Source organism: Luteibacter sp. NPDC104163 (assembly GCF_055584245.1).
In genome coordinates this window covers 17,916-35,046 of record NZ_JBVJMK010000006.1, presented here as the reverse complement: position 1 = coordinate 35,046, position 17,131 = coordinate 17,916, and the positions used below count along the sequence as shown (strand labels likewise).

Sequence of the window (17,131 nt, the reverse complement as noted above, 5' to 3'; positions counted from 1 at the left end):
GGGAACCGCATGGGGAGGAATGGCGCGCCCGGAGGGATTCGAACCCCCGACCAATGGCTTCGGAAGCCACTACTCTATCCGGCTGAGCTACGGGCGCGTACCTGAGCGGTCGGGCATTGTAGCGGGAATGCCCCCCGCAGGCCTAGCCTCGGCTTCAGGCCCGGGCGGCAGTGGGCTCCGCGCCAGCCGCCACGGCGCGCAGGGCCTCGCGGTAGCGGCGGCTGCACGGCAGCACCGTGCCGTCGGCCATGTGCAGGCGGGCTTCGCCGGCGTCGAGGGGTTCGATCGAGGTGACCTGCGCCAGCTGCACCAGGTAGCTGCGGTGGGCGCGTACGAAGACGGCCGGGTCGAGCCGCGCCTCGAGGGCCGCCAGCGTGCTGCGCAACGGGTAGTCGCGGCCACGCACGCGCAGGTTCACGTAGTTGCCGGCGGCCTGCGCCCACTCGATATCGGCGGTGGCCACGAGGAAATCGCGACCCAGCTTGCGGACGAGGAAGCGCTCGGGGCGGTCGACGGGTTCGACGGGCGCGGCCTCGTCATCGGGCTCCGCCAGCAGGCTGGCTTCGCCCGTGCTTCGCCTTCCGAACCACTCCACGGCGTGGATGAACACCACGATGTAGAAGAACGTGCGGACATCCTTCAGGTACTCGTAGATGAACTGCAGGCCGAGGTTGCCAGGATCGTAGCTGTCGCCGCCCAGTCGGTAGCCGAGCAGCCTGAGAAGATCCATGCCGGTGATGTGGAGCACGCACCACAGCACGCTGCCCACGATGTAGTACGGCAGGTAGCGCCGCCAGGTATCCGCATGCAAGGGCCAGCGGTCGCAGGCAATGAGCAGGAACGGGAGGATCAGCAGGGACACGAAAGGGCTGCTGACTTCGTTGATGACGATGTGCCAGGTGGCGTACGGCACGTGGTAACGATCGGCATCGATGCGCGACGTAAGCACGTTGCTGATTGCCGCGGTGCCGAAGATCACCGCCCACAACAGGAACATCAGCCAGCGCCGCCGGCGGCGGGCGGTGTCGATATCGTGGCCAGGAGGCGTGAGCGCAGGTTCCATGGGCGCAGTGTATGACGTTGCGTGGCGTATCGCGCGCAAGCGCGCTCCCACACAAGGTCTGCGGCCCCCACTGTGGGAGCGCGCTTGCGCGCGATGGCCCGGGCAAGCCCAAAAAAAAAAGGGCCCTTGCGGGCCCTTTTTTTTACTTCGCCTTGTACAGCTGGCTCAGCCAGTCCGGCTTGCTGCTGTCGCGCTCGAGGTGCGGGTACTTCAGGCCATCGTGGTATTCGATCTTGATGGTCTTGTACTGGTCGAAGTTCTTCACCAGCAGCTCGATCGGGGCGGAGGTACCCTTCGCGGCGGTCACGGCATCCTTCAGCGCATCGCCCTCGAATTCCTTGCCGTTCACAGCGACGATGTGCATGCCCGGCGACAGGCCGGCGTTGAAGGCCGGGCTATCCCAGCGCACGTCGGAGATGTCGCCCTTCGACGACACGCCGAAGCCGGCCGAGTAGGTCAGGTCGGTGTAGTGGCGGCGGGCTTCGAAGGCCTTCACGGCTTCCGACGGCTTGTCGTTGTAGACCAGCTTCCAGCCACCGCGCTCGATGCCTTCGAGGTCGCCCTTGTGGCCGTCGACGCGGTCACGCAGGTACTTCGCCCAGTCGTACGGGGTGATCGAGTTCAGCGTCGAGGCGACTTCGTCGAAGGTGTACGGGTTGACCTTCCAGTCACCGTCCTTCATGCCGAAGAAGGCCTTGGCGAAATCATCCAGCGAACGCTTGTTCTTGGTGAGTTCGCGCAGCTTGGTGTCGACGTCCAGCCAGATCATCTGGCCGCCCGAATAGTAGTCCTCGCTCATCTGATAGTTGCGGTACGAGAGCGGGCGACGCTGGGCGATGGTCGGGTCGTTGGTCGTATCCTGGATGTTGCGCCAGGACAGGCCCGGGCGGCCCTTGTCGTAGGTGGCGGCGACGAGCGCGAGCAGGTCACGCGCCTGGTCCTGCGAGACGAGGCCCGAACGTGCGGCGACCACATTGCCCCAGAACTGGGTCTGGCCTTCGTACACCCACAGCAGGCTGTCGCCCATCGGAACGTTGAAGCTCGGCGTGGCGAGGTCGGCGCCGCGGCGGTACTTGCCGTCCCACGAGTGGTTGTATTCGTGCGCCAGCAGGTCACGGCCGAGCCAGCTCTTGTCCCACTCGGTGAAGTAGTTCGGCTGCGCGCTGTTTTCCGACGAGCGGTGGTGCTCGAGGCCGATGCCGCCGAGCTTTTCGGTCAGCGCCAGCAGGAAGTCGTAATGGTTGTAGTGGCGCGCGCCGTACAGCTTGTCCATCTGCTTGACGAGGTTGCGGTGGATCTCGAGCGCTTCCGGCTTGATCTCCAGCGACTTCGCGCTGTCGGCCACGATGTTCAGGTGCACCGGCGAGCGGCCGTTCGGATCCAGGTCGACGCGCTTGAAGTAGCGGCCGGCGAAGATCGGCGAATCGACCAGGTCATCGAAGTTGATGTTCTTGAAGGTGACGGTATCGCCATCCTTGCTGGCCTGCTCCAGCGCGGTGCCGAACTGGAAGCCCGCCGGCAGCTTCACCGAGGGCTCGAACTGGACCTGGTCGGCGCGATAGCCGGCCGGGTACAGGGCCACCTGGTTCCACTGGACGTTGACGATGTCCGGGGTCATCACGATGCGGCCCTGGCGCGTGTCCTGCGGGGTCAGGGTCTGGAATTCCAGGTCGACCGACGAGGCGCCGGCCGGGACGTCCACGTGGAAGGCGTAGACGTTGTATTCGTCACGGGTCCACTCGAGGCGCTGGCCATTGGCCTTCACGATAAGGCCGGCGAACTGGTCGATCGGGCCGGTCGGCGAGTGGTGGCCGGGGATCCATTCCGGGAACAGGAGGGTCAGCTTGCCCGGCTGGGCGGGGACCGTTTCCTTGACGCGGAAGATGCGGTGGTCGGTATCGGTGGCATCGACGACGACCTTCACGGTGCCGTTGAACGGGCCGTCCTTGATGGCGGGAACGTCGTCCGCGGCGAAGGCGGCCGTGGCGCCGATACCGGCCAGGGCGGCCAGCAGCGCGGAAGCAAGAAGGGTGGATTTCAAAAGATTCTCCCGTGGAGCATGTGGATCGCCGGGCCGTCCTGCCTGCGAGTGGGTCGGCGCGGTCCCCTGCGGTCCGCGCAAGCCACCGATGCTAAAGGGCGGGGGGTGGGTGCTCCCTATGCCAGAGGTCACGGGGGCGGCCCGGAATACCTGTCATGGCATCGCAAGTTAAAACAACGTAAAATCCGCCCGCCCACAGGGGGCCCACCGGCGAAGGGGCTGGTGCAAACTTTCAAGGATTCAGGGACTAAACATGCAAAAGGTTCTGCTCTCGGTGGCCGCGGCCGCCGCTCTTTCGTTTGCTTCGTTCGCGGCTAGCGCCGCCACGCACGATGGTGCATTCATCAGCGTCACCGGCGGCAGCTCGCGGTATGACGTGAGCCACGCCAACTTCGACGACAAGAAAGACAGTTCGGTCGGTGCCCTGGTCGGTTACCGCTGGGTTGTGGATCGCCCGTTCTCGATCGGCGTGGAAGCGGGGTACGTCGATCTCGGAAAGATGAGTTCGACCGAAGATTACTGGGTCGTCCCGGCATACGGGATCCACGATACGTTGAGCTACAAGTTCAAGGGCAAGTCCGTGTTGATCGGTGCGAACGGCAAGTGGGATCTGCCGAACGGCTTCACCATCACCGCCCACGCCGGTCTCGCGCATTCGCAGATGGATTATTCGATCCGTGAACGCGATACGAGCCCAGGTTTCGACAAGACCTACAACCTGCTTGACGAAACCTCGCACGACAACGCCATCTACGCCGGCCTCGGCTTTGGCTATGACTTCAACGAGCATTTCGGCATCACGGTCGTATACGACCACTACGCCCTGAAGGCTGAAGACATCACCGGCGACAAGCGCACCGTGAACGTCGGCGTATTCGGCGGCAACCTGGAATACCGCTTCTGATAGCGGCCTGGCGGCCATGGCAGCGGTCTGTGACGCAGGTCACGATCAGCTGTCATGGCAGCCAATCGGAAAGCCTCGTAAGATAACGCCGCCCCAAGGGGCTCGCCGGCAACGGGGCCGGCAGACTTACAAGGACTCAGGGACTCAACATGCAAAAGGTTCTGCTCTCGGTGGCCACCGCCGCCGCACTCGCCCTCGCTTCGTTCTCCGCCGCCGCTGTCACCCAGCAGGGTGCGTTCATCAGCGTCAACGGCGGCAGTTCGCACTACAGCGTCAGCCACGCGAACTTCGACGATAACAATGACAGTGCCTACGGTGCCCTCGTAGGGTATCGCTGGGTGGTCGATCGTCCGTTCTCGATTGGCGTCGAGGCAGGCTATGTATATCTCGGTGCCCAGAAGGCCAGCGGCCGTGTCGTGGGCGATGACTACTACGTGGACTACCACGACAAGTTCAAGGGCGAGGCAGTACTCGTCGGTGCGAACGGCAAATGGGACCTGCCGCACGGCTGGACCATTACTGCGCGCGCCGGCCTGGCTCACTCACGTGCCAAATACGACACCAACGAGACCTACGTCGGCTGCTGCGGAAGCCAGGATTTCTGGTTCCACAACCAGTCGACCGATAACGGCGTCTACGGCGGACTCGGCTTTGGCTACGATTTCAATGAGAACTTCGGCATCACGGCTACCTACGATCACTATGCGCTGAAGGCCGAGGACGTCATCGGCGATAAGCGCACGGTGAATATCGGGGTGACCGGCCTGTCAGCGGAATATCGGTTCTGGTAATTCCTTGTTCGTAGCGGTGCACGTTTCAATCCAGCCCACGACAAACGTCGTGGGTTTGAACGACTATCATGGACAGAAGGGGAACCATCGTGCAGAAGACGTTTCTCGCCGCCGCCGCGGCCGCGACTTTTTTCCTGGCCGCGCTTCCTGCCGCGGCAGCAACGCAGCAGGGTGCCTTCATCAGCGTCAATGGCGGTCGCTCGCACTACGACGTTAACCACCTGACCACGAACTTCAACGACATGGACGACAGGGCATTCGGTGCCCTGGCTGGCTACCGCTGGGTCGTTGATCGCCCATTCGCCATCGGCGTCGAGGCCGGTTACGTCAACCTGGGCCGATTCACGGCGGGACAGGGACACAATTCGTTCCGCTTCGAAGACAGGGTCAAGAGCGAGGCCGTGCTCGTGGGTGCTAACGGCAAGTGGGATCTTCCACACGGCTTCACGATTACCGCGCATGCCGGCCTGGCCCATTCGCGCGCAAAGCTTGACGAGGAGTACGTCTCGTATACGTACGCCATCAGCGGCTATTACGAGACGACCAGTCACTACCATCAGACATCGAACGATAACGGCATCTACGCAGGCATCGGTTTCGGCTACGACTTCAACGAGAACTTCGGCATTACAGCGACGTACGACAACTATTCGCTGAAAGCCGAGGACATCACTGGTGACAAGCGCACGGTGAATGTCGGGGTGACTGGGCTATCGGCAGAGTTCCGGTTCTGAAAAGGATATTTATGAAGCACATCACGCGCACCGGTCTCGCGGTACTCTCATTACTCGCATTGCCGACTATCGCGTACGCTGGGTCCGCATCGGTCACCCAATCGGGTGCATTCGTCGCGATCCAGGGAGGAAAGTCACACTTCGATATCGACCGTGACGAGTCCGACGCCAGCCATAGCGTGACGGAAGACGATACCGCCACTGGCTTCGGCGTTCTGGGCGGATACCGGTGGGTCGTCGCACGCCCGTTCTCGTTCGGCGTGGAACTGGGCTATGTCAACCTTGGCAAGACCGACTGGCGGCAAAGCTCCGGCGGCCTGAGCGCGCGCTCCCTTACGCGCGAAAAATCCAAATCCGATGCGGTTCTGCTCGGTGTCAACGGCAAGTGGGACTTGCCCTACAGCCTGACCGTAACCGCCCGCGCTGGCGTGGCGCATGTTCGTACGCGCTACGATGCCGGCAGTGTGGGCTACTTCGTCTTCCAGCCAGATCCTACCGTTCCCCTTAGCCGTAGTTCGTCGTCTGATAACACCATCTACGCTGGTGTCGGCTTCGGCTACGACTTCAACGAGAATATCGGCGTGACCCTTACCTACGACCGATACAGCTTCAAGGCCGACGGCCTCGCGGATCTCGGTCACACTGCCCACGCAGGCGTTGCAGGCGTCAATCTGGAATACCGTTTCTGGTAACCCAAAAACGCCCGGCAATCGCCGGGCGTTTTCATGCAGGCTGTTGCAGGAGCGCGTCTGCGCGCGATCCGGAATTACGATCGAGCCGGGATCTTGAGCCCCCTTTCAACACCCGCACGGGACGTACCACGCTCCAGCCAGGCAATGACATGTTCAAACTGGTCAAACTCGACCAGCTCACGTGCGCCATAGAACGTCACAAGATTATTCACCCAGCCGAGCGTCGCGATATCGGCGATGGTGTACTCGTCACCCACGATCCACTTCTGGCCGGCCAGCTGCTTATCGAGCACGCCAAGCAAACGCTTCGCCTCGTCCACGTAACGCTGCAACGGCCGCTTGTCTTCCCATTCACGCCCGGCGAACTTGTGGAAGAAACCGACCTGGCCAAACATCGGGCCGATGCTCGCCATCTGGAAGAACACCCACTGGATGGTCTCCCATTTCTTCTGCGGATCCTTCGGCAGGAACTTCCCGGTCTTCTCGGCGAGGTAGAGCAGGATGGCGCCGGATTCGAACAGGCCGATCGGCTTACCGTCCGGGCCGTTCGGGTCGATCATGGCCGGGATTTTGCCGTTCGGGTTCAGTGATTCAAACTCCGGCAGCTTGCTCTCGTTCTTCATGATGTCGACGAGGTGCACCTCGTACGGCAGGCCGACCTCCTCCAGCATGATGGAAGCCTTCACCCCGTTCGGCGTGGGCAGCGAATAGAGCTGGATGCGGTCGGGATGCTGCGCCGGCCAGCGGGAGGTGATGGGGAAATCGGAAAGGTCGGCCATGGGAGCGCATCCTGTGGTGGGCGAGGGTCAGGTCTTCGAAGGTAGGGGGCGGGAGGGGCCGATTCAACCGCCCTGCCCCGCCACCCGGCCTTCGGCTTACACTCGGCCGAGCCTGCCACGGAGCCCGCCATGACCGCGTATATCGCCCTCCTCCGCGCCGTGAACGTAGGCGGCACTGGCAAGCTGCCGATGACCGAGCTGAAGGCCATGTGCGAGGCGGAGGGGTTCGAGGGCGTAAAGACCTACATCGCCAGCGGCAATGTGGTGTTCACCTCGCGGCTCAAGGAGAAAGCGGTGAAAGACGCTCTCGAAGCGCGCCTCGCCGATTACGCGGGGAAGCCCGTCGGGGTCATGGTCCGGACCGCGGCCGAAATGGCGGCCGTCCTTGCCGCCAATCCCTTTCCCGGTGCCCCGGGCAACCGCGTCGTCGCCATCTTCCTCGACAGCGCCCCGCCGAAGGACACCCTCGCCGCAGTCCGCCACCAGGCCAGCGAGGAGATCCGCCTCGGCAAACGCGAGGTCTACGTCCGCTACGACGACGGCATGGCCTCATCGAAGTTGGTGATCCCCGCCGCGAAAGCCGGCACCGCCCGTAACATCAACACGGTAGCGAAACTGACGGAAATGGCTGCAGCCCTGTAGGAGCGCGCTCGCGCGCGATCCAACCGCACAATCACTCGCGATTGAGCTTGCTGTGCCGCGCGCCGTAGGCAAAGTAAACCACCAAGCCGATCGCCATCCAGATCGCGAAACGCTCGAACGTGATCCACGGCAGGCCATAGATCAGGGCCAGCGAGAACAGGATGCCGAGCGGCGCGGTGAACCACACGGCCGGCGTGCGGAAGTTGCGCTGCAGATCGGGCTTGCGCACGCGCAGCACGAGCACGGACGCGCAGATCAGGATGAACGCGCTCAGCGTACCGATGTTCACCAACTCTGCCACTTCACCGATCGGCAGCAGGCCGGCGACGACGGCGGTGAAGATGCCGAGGATCATGGTCGGACGTGCCGGCGTACCGAAGCGCGGGTGCACCTTCGAGAACCACGAAGGCAGCAGGCCGTCGCGGGAGAGCGCGAACCAGATGCGCGCGGCACCGAGCATGAAGGCGAACAGCACGCTGATCACGCCGATGACGGCGGCGATGGCGATGATGTTGCTGATCCACGGCAGGCCGATGGCATTGAACGCATCGGACACCGACGCTTCGCCGCTCAGGGAGCTGTACGGGACGATGCCGGTGAGCACCAGCGATACGGCGATATACAGGACCATGGCGACGGCGAGCGAGAGCAGCACGGCGCGCGGCAGATCGCGCTGCGGATTCTTTGCTTCTTCCGCGGCCGTGGTCAGGGTGTCGTAACCGAACACGGCGAAGAACACGACCGATGCGCCGGTGAGTACGCCGTGCCAGCCGAAGTGGCTCACGCCCTTGGCGTCGAACATGCGCTCGGGGATGAAGGGATGCCAGTTCGCCGTGTTGATATAGAACGCGCCGACGCCAATCACAAGCGCGACGCCGATAACCTTGATCGTGACGATCAGCGTGTTGAGGCGTGCGCCCCACTCGGTGCGCACGGAAAGCATGATCGCGACAAGCAGCGAGATGCCGGCGGCGATGATGTTGAAACGGTGGCCGTCCGTCGGTGCGGCGACCGGCTCGGCGAAGGTGACGCCCAGCGAACCGACGGCATGCTGCCAGTAGAACTTCATGGTGTCGGCGCTCATGCTCTTCTGCGCCCATTCCGGCAAGTGCACGCCGGCGGTGGCGAGCAGCACCTGCACGTAACCCGACCAGCCGATGGCGACCACCGCCACCACCAGGGCGTATTCGAGCAGGAGATCCCAGCCGATGATCCAGGCCGCGCCCTCGCCGAGCACCGCGTAGCCGTAGGTGTACGCACTGCCGGTGACGGGGATGAGCCCGGCGAACTCGGCATAGCACAGGGCGGCACAGGCGCTGCCCAGGCCCGCGATGATGAAGCTGAGCGCCACCGCCGGGCCGGCGTTCAGGGCGGCCTGCTGGCCGGCCAGCACGAAGATGCCGACGCCGATGATGCCGCCGATGCCGATGGCGGTGAGCTGCCACAGGCCGAGGACGCGGCGGAAATCCGAGCGCTTGCCGACCTCCGCCTGCAACTGCTCGACGGACTTATGGCGAAGGAACCTGGCTAGCGACATGGGGCGACCCGCGGTGTGGCAAATGACCGGGGATCATAGCGGGCCGGGAGGGCGCGTGTCGCCGAGCGGGTGCAGCAAGCCCGGCCGTTGTGGGGGGGGGGGGGGGGGGGGGGGGGGGGGGGGGGGGGCCCCCCCCCCCCCCCCCCCCCCCCCCCCCCCCCCCCCCCACAACGGCCTTAGCGGTGGTCTACGGCTTTGCGGCCCAGGGCCGGGTCGTCGGTGAAGAAGGCATCGATGCCGGTGGCCAGGTAGGCGCGGATTTCCGCTACGGAGCCTTCCTCGTTGCGGGCTGCATCGCCGGCGCCGTTACGGAAATTCGCCGCCAGGAAGTGATTCTCCGGCCGGAAGGTGTACGGATGGACCTCGAGGCCCGCGGCGTGGGCGTCGTGGACCAGGGGGGTCACGGGCGCCAGCTTCCCGTCGGCCGCCAGCGGGATGATGCTGCGGACCGAGGGGCCGATGGCGTCGGCATAGCCACGCACGGCCTTCAATCCGGCCGGCGTCATCATGGCCGCGTAAGTCAGCGAGGGCTGGTCGGCCGGGTGCTCGTCGCCCGCCTCCATCAGCTGGAGCAGGCGGATGTTCGGGTGATCCTTGCCCAGCTTGCCGCGCAGGTACTTCAGGTTATCCACCTCGAACGACTGGATCTCTACCGGTGCCGTACGGGTATAAGCATGGGCGGCAAGGGTCGCCAGCACCTTGTCTTCCATCGGCAGGCCGATGCCGCGGAAGTAAGTGGAATGCTTGATCTCCGGGATGATCCCCAGGACCTTGTCGCGCGCCGAGGCCTCGGCGGCGACGAACTCGATCATCTCGTCGAAGGTGGGCACCGTGAACTCGCCATCGTAGGCCGTGTTGGCCTTGCGGATATCGGCCAGCCGCTCGCGGGCACGCAGCGTCTTCAGCTCGGCGAGGGTGAAGTCTTCGGTGAACCAGCCGGTGATCTGCACCCCATCCACCGTCTTGGTGGTCTTGCGGCTGGCGAATTCCGGATGGGCGGCCACATCAGTCGTACCGCCGATCTCGTTCTCATGCCGCACCACCAGCACGCCATCCTTCGTCGAGACCAGGTCGGGCTCGACGAAGTCGGCGCCATCGCGGATGGCGACGGCGTACGAGGCCAGGGTGTGCTCGGGCCGCAGCGCACTGGCCCCGCGGTGGCCGATCACCAGCACTTTCGCGGCGATGGGACGGGCATCCATGGCTTCCACGGTCATCGGCAAGGCTCCGCACATGAGGGCAAGGAGGCCAAAGGATAGCGCCGTCTTCATCATCAGAAATCCGCCGAAAGGGTCACGAAGCTCTGCCGCGGTGCGCTGGCATGGAACGCGAGGGCGCGGCCCTGCGGATCCGTCGCGGCGAACGCCGTGAGGTTGGTGGCGTAGCGGTGGTCGGTGAGGTTGGTGATGTTCAGGGCCAGGGTCAGTGCCTTCAGCTGGCCGATCGCGCCGAAGTCGTAGCTCGCGCCGAAATCGAACGAGGTGGCGCCTGCGACGCTCTGGTCGTTGGTGTACGTGTAGTAGCGCTTGCCGGTGTACTTGCCACGCAGGCTCGCCGTCCACGGACCCGTGGTGTAGCTCACCTCGCTCGCGAACATGCGCTTGGGCGTATCCACCGTGGTCTTGCCCTTCACCGGGACCGGCACGCCATTGGCGACGTAATTGTCATCGCACTTCGAACGGTTGAACGATGCCGAGTTGTACCACTGGAAGCCCTGGATCGGCTTCCAGATGAAGGTGAACTCCGCACCGCGGCTGCTGACCGAACCGACGTTGACGAAGGCCGTGTTGCACTCCGGGCGCGTGCCCACTTCGATGCTCGGGCACGGGTTGAGCGAGAGCAGGCGGTTGTCGAACTTCACGTCATACAGCGCCACGGATGCCTCGTAGGCGGTACCGATGCTGCGGAAACCGCCGTCGATGCTGCGCGACTCCTCCGGCTTCAGGTTGCTCCGCGTGCCGTTGAATGCGGCCTGCGATACCGACTGCGGGCCGCCCGCGCCGCCACCCTGGAACGAAGCAATGTTCTTCGCATAGGAAAGGAAGACTTCCTGGCCCTCCGCGAGCTTCCACGCCAGGCCCGCCTGCGGCAGCAGGGCCTTCTGCGCCTTCAGCGTGCCGGTGGCATACGGGCTTTCCACGCCCGGCAGTTCCACGGCCTTCATCGTGGTGTGCGGGCTCTTCACGCCGACATCGACCGAGAGGCGATCGTCGAATGCCTTGAAGCTGTCCTGGATATACGCCTGCTTCGTCGTGATCGTGTAATCCTGCGCGAACAGGCGGCGATCCGGGTTCTTCAGGTAATAGTTGTCGCTGACCGGGCCATCGATCCAGTAGAAGTTGCGCTCGACGTGGTGGTCGTTCTGTTCATACCACACGCCGCCTTCGACATGATGCGCGCCGAAGTCCCACGACAGCGATGCGATCGCACCATTGCGGTTGATGGTGTAGTTGGTGCTGCGGATGCTGATCGGCAGTTCTTCCGGCGTACCGGGGAACGACTTCTGGCCGGGCGACCACCAGTGGCCCTGGCCGGCATTCTCATGGTGGTAGACCTGCGTGTGCAGCGTGCCACCGTCGGCCACGTTGAAATCGCCGGCGATGTAGTAGAGGTCGTCGCGGCGCAGCGCGCGGCTCTGGTAGTAGGCATCGTCGATGTTGTCGACACCGCCGCTAAAGCCGCAGCGGGCGTCCTTCACGCCGCCGATCGTGTACGCCGGCGCGCAATGGGCCGCGGCAAGCGCACGGTTCCAGTCCGGCGCGTAAAGGTTCCAGTCCCAGCCCAGGCCGCGGCGCATGCCGCTCTTTGAGAGGTAGGCGTAGTCGGCCTGGCTGGTGCGCGAGGTATCGGCGAAGCCGGTGATGCGGTTGCCATCGCCGAACTCGTACACGGCCTTGCCGTTGAACTGCTTCGTGGTGGTCTTCGAATCCGGCTGCGCCCACATGTCCGCATCGGCCTTCACGCCCGACAGGTACATGGAGAAGCCCTTGTAATCGCCGGTGTCGATGCGGGCGTAGGTGCGCCGGTTGTGGTCACTGCCGAAGGTCTGCGCGGCCTTGCCACCGAACTTCGCCGACGGGTCGGCCGAGAAATACTGGATGGTGCCGCCGAGGTTGCTGGTCGAGGCCGTGCCGAGCGCGCCGATACCTTCGGAGAGCTCGACCGTGGACATGTTCTCGGCGATGAGCGCGCGGGAGATGTTCAGGCCGTTGTAGTTGCCGTAGGCGTTATCGCCGAGCGGCAGGCCGTCCAGGGTGTAACCGAGGCGGGTGGTGTTGAAGCCACGCAGGGTGATCGACTGCGACTCCTCATTGGCGCCGAAGGCATCGTTCGACTGCACGCTCACGCCCGGCAGCCGGTTGAGGATCTTCTGAGGGCTGGTCCCCGGCGGCAGGACCTTCTGGTCCTCCGGCACGATGCGCTGCACCTGGCGGGTTTCACCCTGGCCGATGACCGATACCGCCTCGAGGTCCTGGGTTTTCGGCGGCGGGGCGTCCTCGGCATGGGCGTGGACAGCGACGGCGGCGGCGAGCGCCAGGAACAGGGCGGAGCGGGAGAACTTCATCGACAGGGGACTCGACGGTGGGAAAGCCGACGAGAGTGGCTTTGCTGTGTGGACGTTTTCTTACGATGTGCCTCGGATAAGCCGTTTGGTGAACCGGGTCTCAAATACCGCGAAAACCTGCAACACTTCGCCCCAACAATGGCGAACCCTTGCACGGACCTCTCCATGTCACTGCGCACCCGCCTCACCGCCCTGCTGTTCCTGGCCCTCGCTTCGAGCGAAGCCAGCGCTGCCCACCGCGTCATCGTGTTCGTGTGGGATGGCATGCGCCCCGACGCGATCAGCGAGGAAGACACCCCGAACCTGGCGGCGCTGGTGAAGCAGGGCACGTTCTTCGCGGATAACCACGCGACCTACCCCACCTTCACCATGGTGAACGCCTCGAGCTTCGCCACCGGCTCGTTCCCGGGCACGATCGGCTTCTTCGGCAACCGCTTCTGGGCCCCGGGCGCCAGCGGTTTCGACGCCAAGGGCGCGCCCAGCGACTTCGCCGCGCCGGTGTACACCGAGGATTACGCGGTACTACGCGCCCTCGACGACCACTACCACCACGACCTGCTGCAGGCGCCGACCCTGCTGGAACGGGCGCGGAAGAAAGGACTGAAGACCGCCGTGGTCGGCAAATCGGGGCCGGCGTTCCTGCAGGACATCCATGAGGGTGGCACGATCCTCGACGAGAACGTGGCGCTGCCCCTGTCGTTCGCGCGCAAGCTCGCGACGGCTGGCTTCAAGCTGCCGGCCAACATCGTGCACGCCTATGACGATGAGCATTTCCACCTGGAGCCGGATAACGGCGCGCCCACCGCGCAGCTGCCCCTGGTGACGCTGAAGGATGGCAGCACCTCGGATGCCTCCGATGGTGCGGGCGCGCCACCGACCGCGTCGAACGCGTACCTGATGAAGGCGTTCCTCGAGTACATCCTCCCGGTGGAGAAGCCGGACGTCAGCTTCGTATGGCTGCGCAACCCGGATTCGACCGAGCACCAGTACGGCGTGGGCTCGCCCAACTTCCACCTGGCCCTGCGCGCGCAGGATGAGCTGCTCGGCCAGCTGCAGGCGAAACTGAAAGCGCTGGGGATGGAGAGCGATACGGATCTGGTGATCGTCTCGGACCACGCACACAGCAACGTCGCCGGGCCGCGCGACCTGTTCCCGTTGCGCCAGATCGCGGATGGCCGCGTGGGTCGCATGGATAACGAGTGGGGCTTCTCGACCTCAGGCGCGATCCGCCTGGCCGATGAGATGACCCAGGCTGGCTTCACGGCCTTCGATGGCTTTGGCTGCATCTATGCGCCGGTGATGTCGGGCATCCTTGCGAACGGCAAGGCGCTTCATGCCACGCGCTTCGACGACGATGGCCGTATCTGTGGCAAGCCGGGACCGTACACGACGCCTGCTTACAAGGTACCGGCCGAGCTGCCGAAGGAAGCCTTTGTCATCGCGCCGAATGGCGGCAGCGAGTACCTCTACCTGCCATCGCACGATCGCGCGGCGATCGAAAAGGCCGTGCGCTTCCTGCAGTCGCGCGAAATGTTCGGCGCCATCTTCGTGGATGCGCGTTACGGAAAGATCCCGGGCACCCTGCCGCTCGCCACCGTGCATCTCGCCAACAAGCGCGCACCGGACATCATCGCGAGCTACGACTTCGATCCGGACGCGACGATCCAGGGCTTCCGCGGCACCGTGTACACCAGCATGAGCAACGAGCGCGGCATGCACGGCAGCTTCAGCCCCGTGGATGTGCACAACACGCTGCTGCTGACCGGGCCGGACTTCCGCAAAAACCTGCGTAGCGAGCTGCCCAGCGGCAACGTCGATCTCGCGCCGACCCTGGCCGCGGTGCTTGGCGTAGACCTGGGCAAGGCCGACGGACGTGTGCTGCGCGAGGCCGTCGAGGGCCGCAATGGCGAAGGCCTGGCCGTGAAGCCGGCTGACATCACCACCGATACGGCCACCGGCCTCGATGTCCGCCGCGTCGATGGCAGCCCCATGGGGCGCAGCACGTACCGCTTCACCCTGAAGACGAAGCAATTGACCGATAACGGCAAAACCTACACGTATTTCGACGAGGCCCGGGCCGAACGCAGCCCCTGACACCCCCTTTGTGGGAGCGCGCTTGCGCGCGATGGGTGCCCGCGGCAAGGCCCATCGCGCGCAAGCGCGCTCCCACGACAGCCGCGGCGCGCGGCGCGCGGGCGGGTGTCACGCGTTTCTGCTAGCTTCGCTCCCCCTGATCCACCGATGAACGGACCTCCATGATGTTCAAGCCCCTCGCCCTGGCCACGCTTTCGGCCGCCCTGCTCGCCGCGTGCGCCAGCACGCCCGCCGACAAGACCGCCGCCGGGAAGCCGGCCGCCGTGGCCGATGGCGCGACGCTCGACCTCGCGATCCTCGAAACCACCGACGTCCACTCGAACATCCTTTCGTACGACTACTACAAGCAGAAGGACGACCCGTCCTTCGGTTACGAGCGCGTGGCCACGCTGATCCGCCAGGCCCGCAAGGAATTCCCGAACACCGTGCTGTTCGACAGCGGTGACACCATCCAGGGCAGCGTCCTCGCCGACTACCAGGCGCTGGTGAAGCCGATCGGCTGCGATACCGAGCTCGGCATCTACAAGGCCATGGACAGCATGGGCTACGACGGCGGCACCGCCGGCAACCATGAGTTCAACTACGGCCTGCCGTTCCTCGCGCAGGTCACGAACACGGCCATGAACGTCGATGGCGTGACGGCGAAGCAGTGTGCTGGCCCGAAGTTCCCGCTCGTGCTTTCCAACGTGGACAGCGCGCGCGACGGCAAGCCCATCTTCAAGCCGTGGACCATCGTCACCAAGACGGTCATGGCGAAGAACGCTGCAGGCAAGGACGTACCGACCGAGCTGCGCATCGCCATCGTCGGCTTCACCCCGCCGCCGATCCTCGACTGGGATAAGCGCAACCTGCAGGGCAAGGTCACCGTCACCGGCGTGGTCGAGGCCGCGCAGAAGTACATGCCGGAGATCCAGGCCCAGCATCCCGATCTCGTCGTCGCGATCCTGCACGGTGGCCTGAACACCGCGCCGTATACGCCGCAGATGGAGAACGGCGGCTGGTACCTGGCCGGCGTGCCGGGCATCGACGCGCTGCTGCTCGGCCACTCGCATACCGAGTTCCCGGGGCCGCGCTACGAGGGCATGAAGGATGTCGACGCTAAGCGCGGCATCGTTCGCGGCGTGCCCGCGGTGATGGGCGGCTTCTTCGGCAAGGATCTCGGCGTCATCAACCTCAGCATGAAGCGCGAGGGTGGCCGCTGGGTCGTGGAGAAGGACAAGAGCCACAGCCAGGTGCGCCCGATCTGCGTCAAGAAGGGCCAGTGCGTCGAGGCGGATCCGGCCATCGCACCGCTGGTGAAGGATGCGCACGAGGCCGCCATCGCTTACGTGAACACGCCGATCGGCGCGACCGACCACGCGCTTACCAGCTACTTCGCGGACGAAGGCAACATGACGGCGCTGGCCGTGGTGAATGCCGCGCAGATCGATTACGCGCGGGACGAACTCGCGCGCTCGCGCCCTGACCTGAAGGATGTACCGGTGATCTCCGCGGCGTCCGCGTTCCGCACCGGCTTCGGTGGCCCGGATGATTACACCGATGTGCCAAAGGGCCCAATGACGATCCGCAACGCGTCGGATCTCTACTTCTACCCGAACACGCTGGCCGCGGTGAAGATCGATGGCGCGGGCGTGAAGGCGTGGCTGGAGAAATCGGCGAACCGCTTCAACCAGATCGACCCGGCGAAGGACGGCGAGCAGCCGTTGATCGGCAAGATGCCGGGTTACAACTTCGACCAGATCCAGGGCGGCATCACCTACACCATCGACGTGACGAAGCCGGAAGGCGAGCGCATCGGGAACCTGCGCTTCAAGGGCAAGCCGGTGAAGGACAGCCAGCCGTTCATCGTCGTGACCAACAGCTATCGCGCGAACGGCGGCGGCGAGTTCCCGGGCATGAACGGCGACTCGGTCGTGCTCAACGCACCGGACGGCAACCGCGAAGTCGTGATCAAGTGGGTCGAGGCGAACAAGACCATCACGAACAAGCTGGTCGACAAGCGCTCGTGGAGCTTCGTCCCGGTGAAGGTGAAGGGTCCCGTGACCTTCCGCGATGCCTCGGGCAAGGCCGACCTGGCGAAGTCGCTGGGCCTGCACGTCACCGAGGTGAAGGACAACGGCGATGGCACGGCCGTCTACGCGCTGGATCTTTCGAAGAAGTAAGCATCTTTAGCTGTGGGAGCGCGCTTGCGCGCGATGGGTGCTCGCCGCACCCCCCCAAACGCGCGCAAGCGCGCGCCCACAACCCACCCGGCCCCCCCCGCCCAAGACGTTGTTGGGCTTGACCCAC

Annotated in this window: 13 protein-coding genes and 1 tRNA gene; 7 read left to right on the top strand and 7 right to left on the bottom strand. The window is 64.7% G+C overall.

Annotation, left to right across the window (positions count from 1 at the left end):
* Positions 1 to 20: 20 nt before the first annotated feature.
* The 3 genes from ACZ6YI_RS09090 to ACZ6YI_RS09080 all read right to left on the bottom strand — a co-directional run bounded on the left by ACZ6YI_RS09090 (position 21) and on the right by ACZ6YI_RS09080 (position 3,104).
* Positions 21 to 97 (bottom strand) — tRNA-Arg (locus tag ACZ6YI_RS09090).
* A gap of 57 nt (positions 98 to 154) precedes the next feature.
* Entirely contained in the window at positions 155 to 1,063 is a 909-nt protein-coding gene (locus ACZ6YI_RS09085) for a LytTR family DNA-binding domain-containing protein (RefSeq protein ID WP_465778362.1), read from the bottom strand.
* A gap of 142 nt (positions 1,064 to 1,205) precedes the next feature.
* Positions 1,206 to 3,104 carry a M61 family metallopeptidase gene (locus tag ACZ6YI_RS09080; protein WP_465778361.1) on the bottom strand — a complete coding sequence of 633 codons (1,899 nt, stop codon included), beginning with the start codon at positions 3,102 to 3,104 and terminating at the stop codon, positions 1,206 to 1,208.
* 253 nt (positions 3,105 to 3,357) lie between these two features.
* Here ACZ6YI_RS09080 and ACZ6YI_RS09075 point away from each other — a divergent pair, with 253 nt between their 5' ends.
* The 4 genes from ACZ6YI_RS09075 to ACZ6YI_RS09060 all read left to right on the top strand — a co-directional run bounded on the left by ACZ6YI_RS09075 (position 3,358) and on the right by ACZ6YI_RS09060 (position 6,225).
* On the top strand, positions 3,358 to 4,008 hold the full coding sequence (locus ACZ6YI_RS09075; RefSeq protein ID WP_465778360.1) for an outer membrane protein: 651 nt from the start codon (positions 3,358 to 3,360) through the stop codon (positions 4,006 to 4,008).
* A gap of 149 nt (positions 4,009 to 4,157) precedes the next feature.
* Positions 4,158 to 4,799, top strand: coding sequence for an outer membrane protein (locus ACZ6YI_RS09070; RefSeq protein ID WP_465778359.1), 642 nt, complete (start codon positions 4,158 to 4,160; stop codon positions 4,797 to 4,799).
* An 89-nt stretch (positions 4,800 to 4,888) separates the two neighbouring features.
* Positions 4,889 to 5,533 (top strand): outer membrane protein, encoded by a 645-nt coding sequence (locus tag ACZ6YI_RS09065; protein WP_465778358.1) that lies wholly within the window; start codon positions 4,889 to 4,891, stop codon positions 5,531 to 5,533.
* Between the two features lie 11 nt (positions 5,534 to 5,544).
* Positions 5,545 to 6,225: an outer membrane protein gene (locus ACZ6YI_RS09060; RefSeq protein ID WP_465778357.1), complete on the top strand. Its 681-nt coding sequence runs from the start codon at positions 5,545 to 5,547 to the stop codon at positions 6,223 to 6,225.
* Positions 6,226 to 6,299: 74 nt separating this feature from the next.
* On the opposite strand, the gene ACZ6YI_RS09055 is transcribed toward ACZ6YI_RS09060, so the two are convergent.
* Positions 6,300 to 7,004 carry a glutathione binding-like protein gene (locus tag ACZ6YI_RS09055; protein WP_465778356.1) on the bottom strand — a complete coding sequence of 235 codons (705 nt, stop codon included), beginning with the start codon at positions 7,002 to 7,004 and terminating at the stop codon, positions 6,300 to 6,302.
* A gap of 129 nt (positions 7,005 to 7,133) precedes the next feature.
* Between ACZ6YI_RS09055 and ACZ6YI_RS09050 the strand changes: the two genes are divergently transcribed.
* Positions 7,134 to 7,646 (top strand): DUF1697 domain-containing protein, encoded by a 513-nt coding sequence (locus ACZ6YI_RS09050; RefSeq protein ID WP_465778355.1) that lies wholly within the window; start codon positions 7,134 to 7,136, stop codon positions 7,644 to 7,646.
* A 31-nt stretch (positions 7,647 to 7,677) separates the two neighbouring features.
* Here ACZ6YI_RS09050 and ACZ6YI_RS09045 read toward each other — a convergent pair whose 3' ends face one another.
* The 3 genes from ACZ6YI_RS09045 to ACZ6YI_RS09035 all read right to left on the bottom strand — a co-directional run bounded on the left by ACZ6YI_RS09045 (position 7,678) and on the right by ACZ6YI_RS09035 (position 12,748).
* Entirely contained in the window at positions 7,678 to 9,183 is a 1,506-nt protein-coding gene (locus ACZ6YI_RS09045) for an amino acid permease (protein ID WP_465778354.1), read from the bottom strand.
* 176 nt (positions 9,184 to 9,359) lie between these two features.
* Positions 9,360 to 10,400, bottom strand: coding sequence for a glycerophosphodiester phosphodiesterase (locus tag ACZ6YI_RS09040; protein ID WP_465778353.1), 1,041 nt, complete (start codon positions 10,398 to 10,400; stop codon positions 9,360 to 9,362).
* A gap of 56 nt (positions 10,401 to 10,456) precedes the next feature.
* The gene (locus tag ACZ6YI_RS09035) at positions 10,457 to 12,748 is read right to left on the bottom strand and encodes a TonB-dependent receptor (protein ID WP_465778352.1); all 2,292 of its coding nucleotides are present in this window, start codon (positions 12,746 to 12,748) and stop codon (positions 10,457 to 10,459) included.
* A gap of 165 nt (positions 12,749 to 12,913) precedes the next feature.
* Between ACZ6YI_RS09035 and ACZ6YI_RS09030 the strand changes: the two genes are divergently transcribed.
* Positions 12,914 to 14,842: an alkaline phosphatase family protein gene (locus tag ACZ6YI_RS09030; RefSeq protein ID WP_465778351.1), complete on the top strand. Its 1,929-nt coding sequence runs from the start codon at positions 12,914 to 12,916 to the stop codon at positions 14,840 to 14,842.
* A gap of 161 nt (positions 14,843 to 15,003) precedes the next feature.
* Entirely contained in the window at positions 15,004 to 17,004 is a 2,001-nt protein-coding gene (locus ACZ6YI_RS09025) for a bifunctional 2',3'-cyclic-nucleotide 2'-phosphodiesterase/3'-nucleotidase (protein WP_465778350.1), read from the top strand.
* The last annotated feature ends 127 nt before the right edge of the window (positions 17,005 to 17,131 follow it).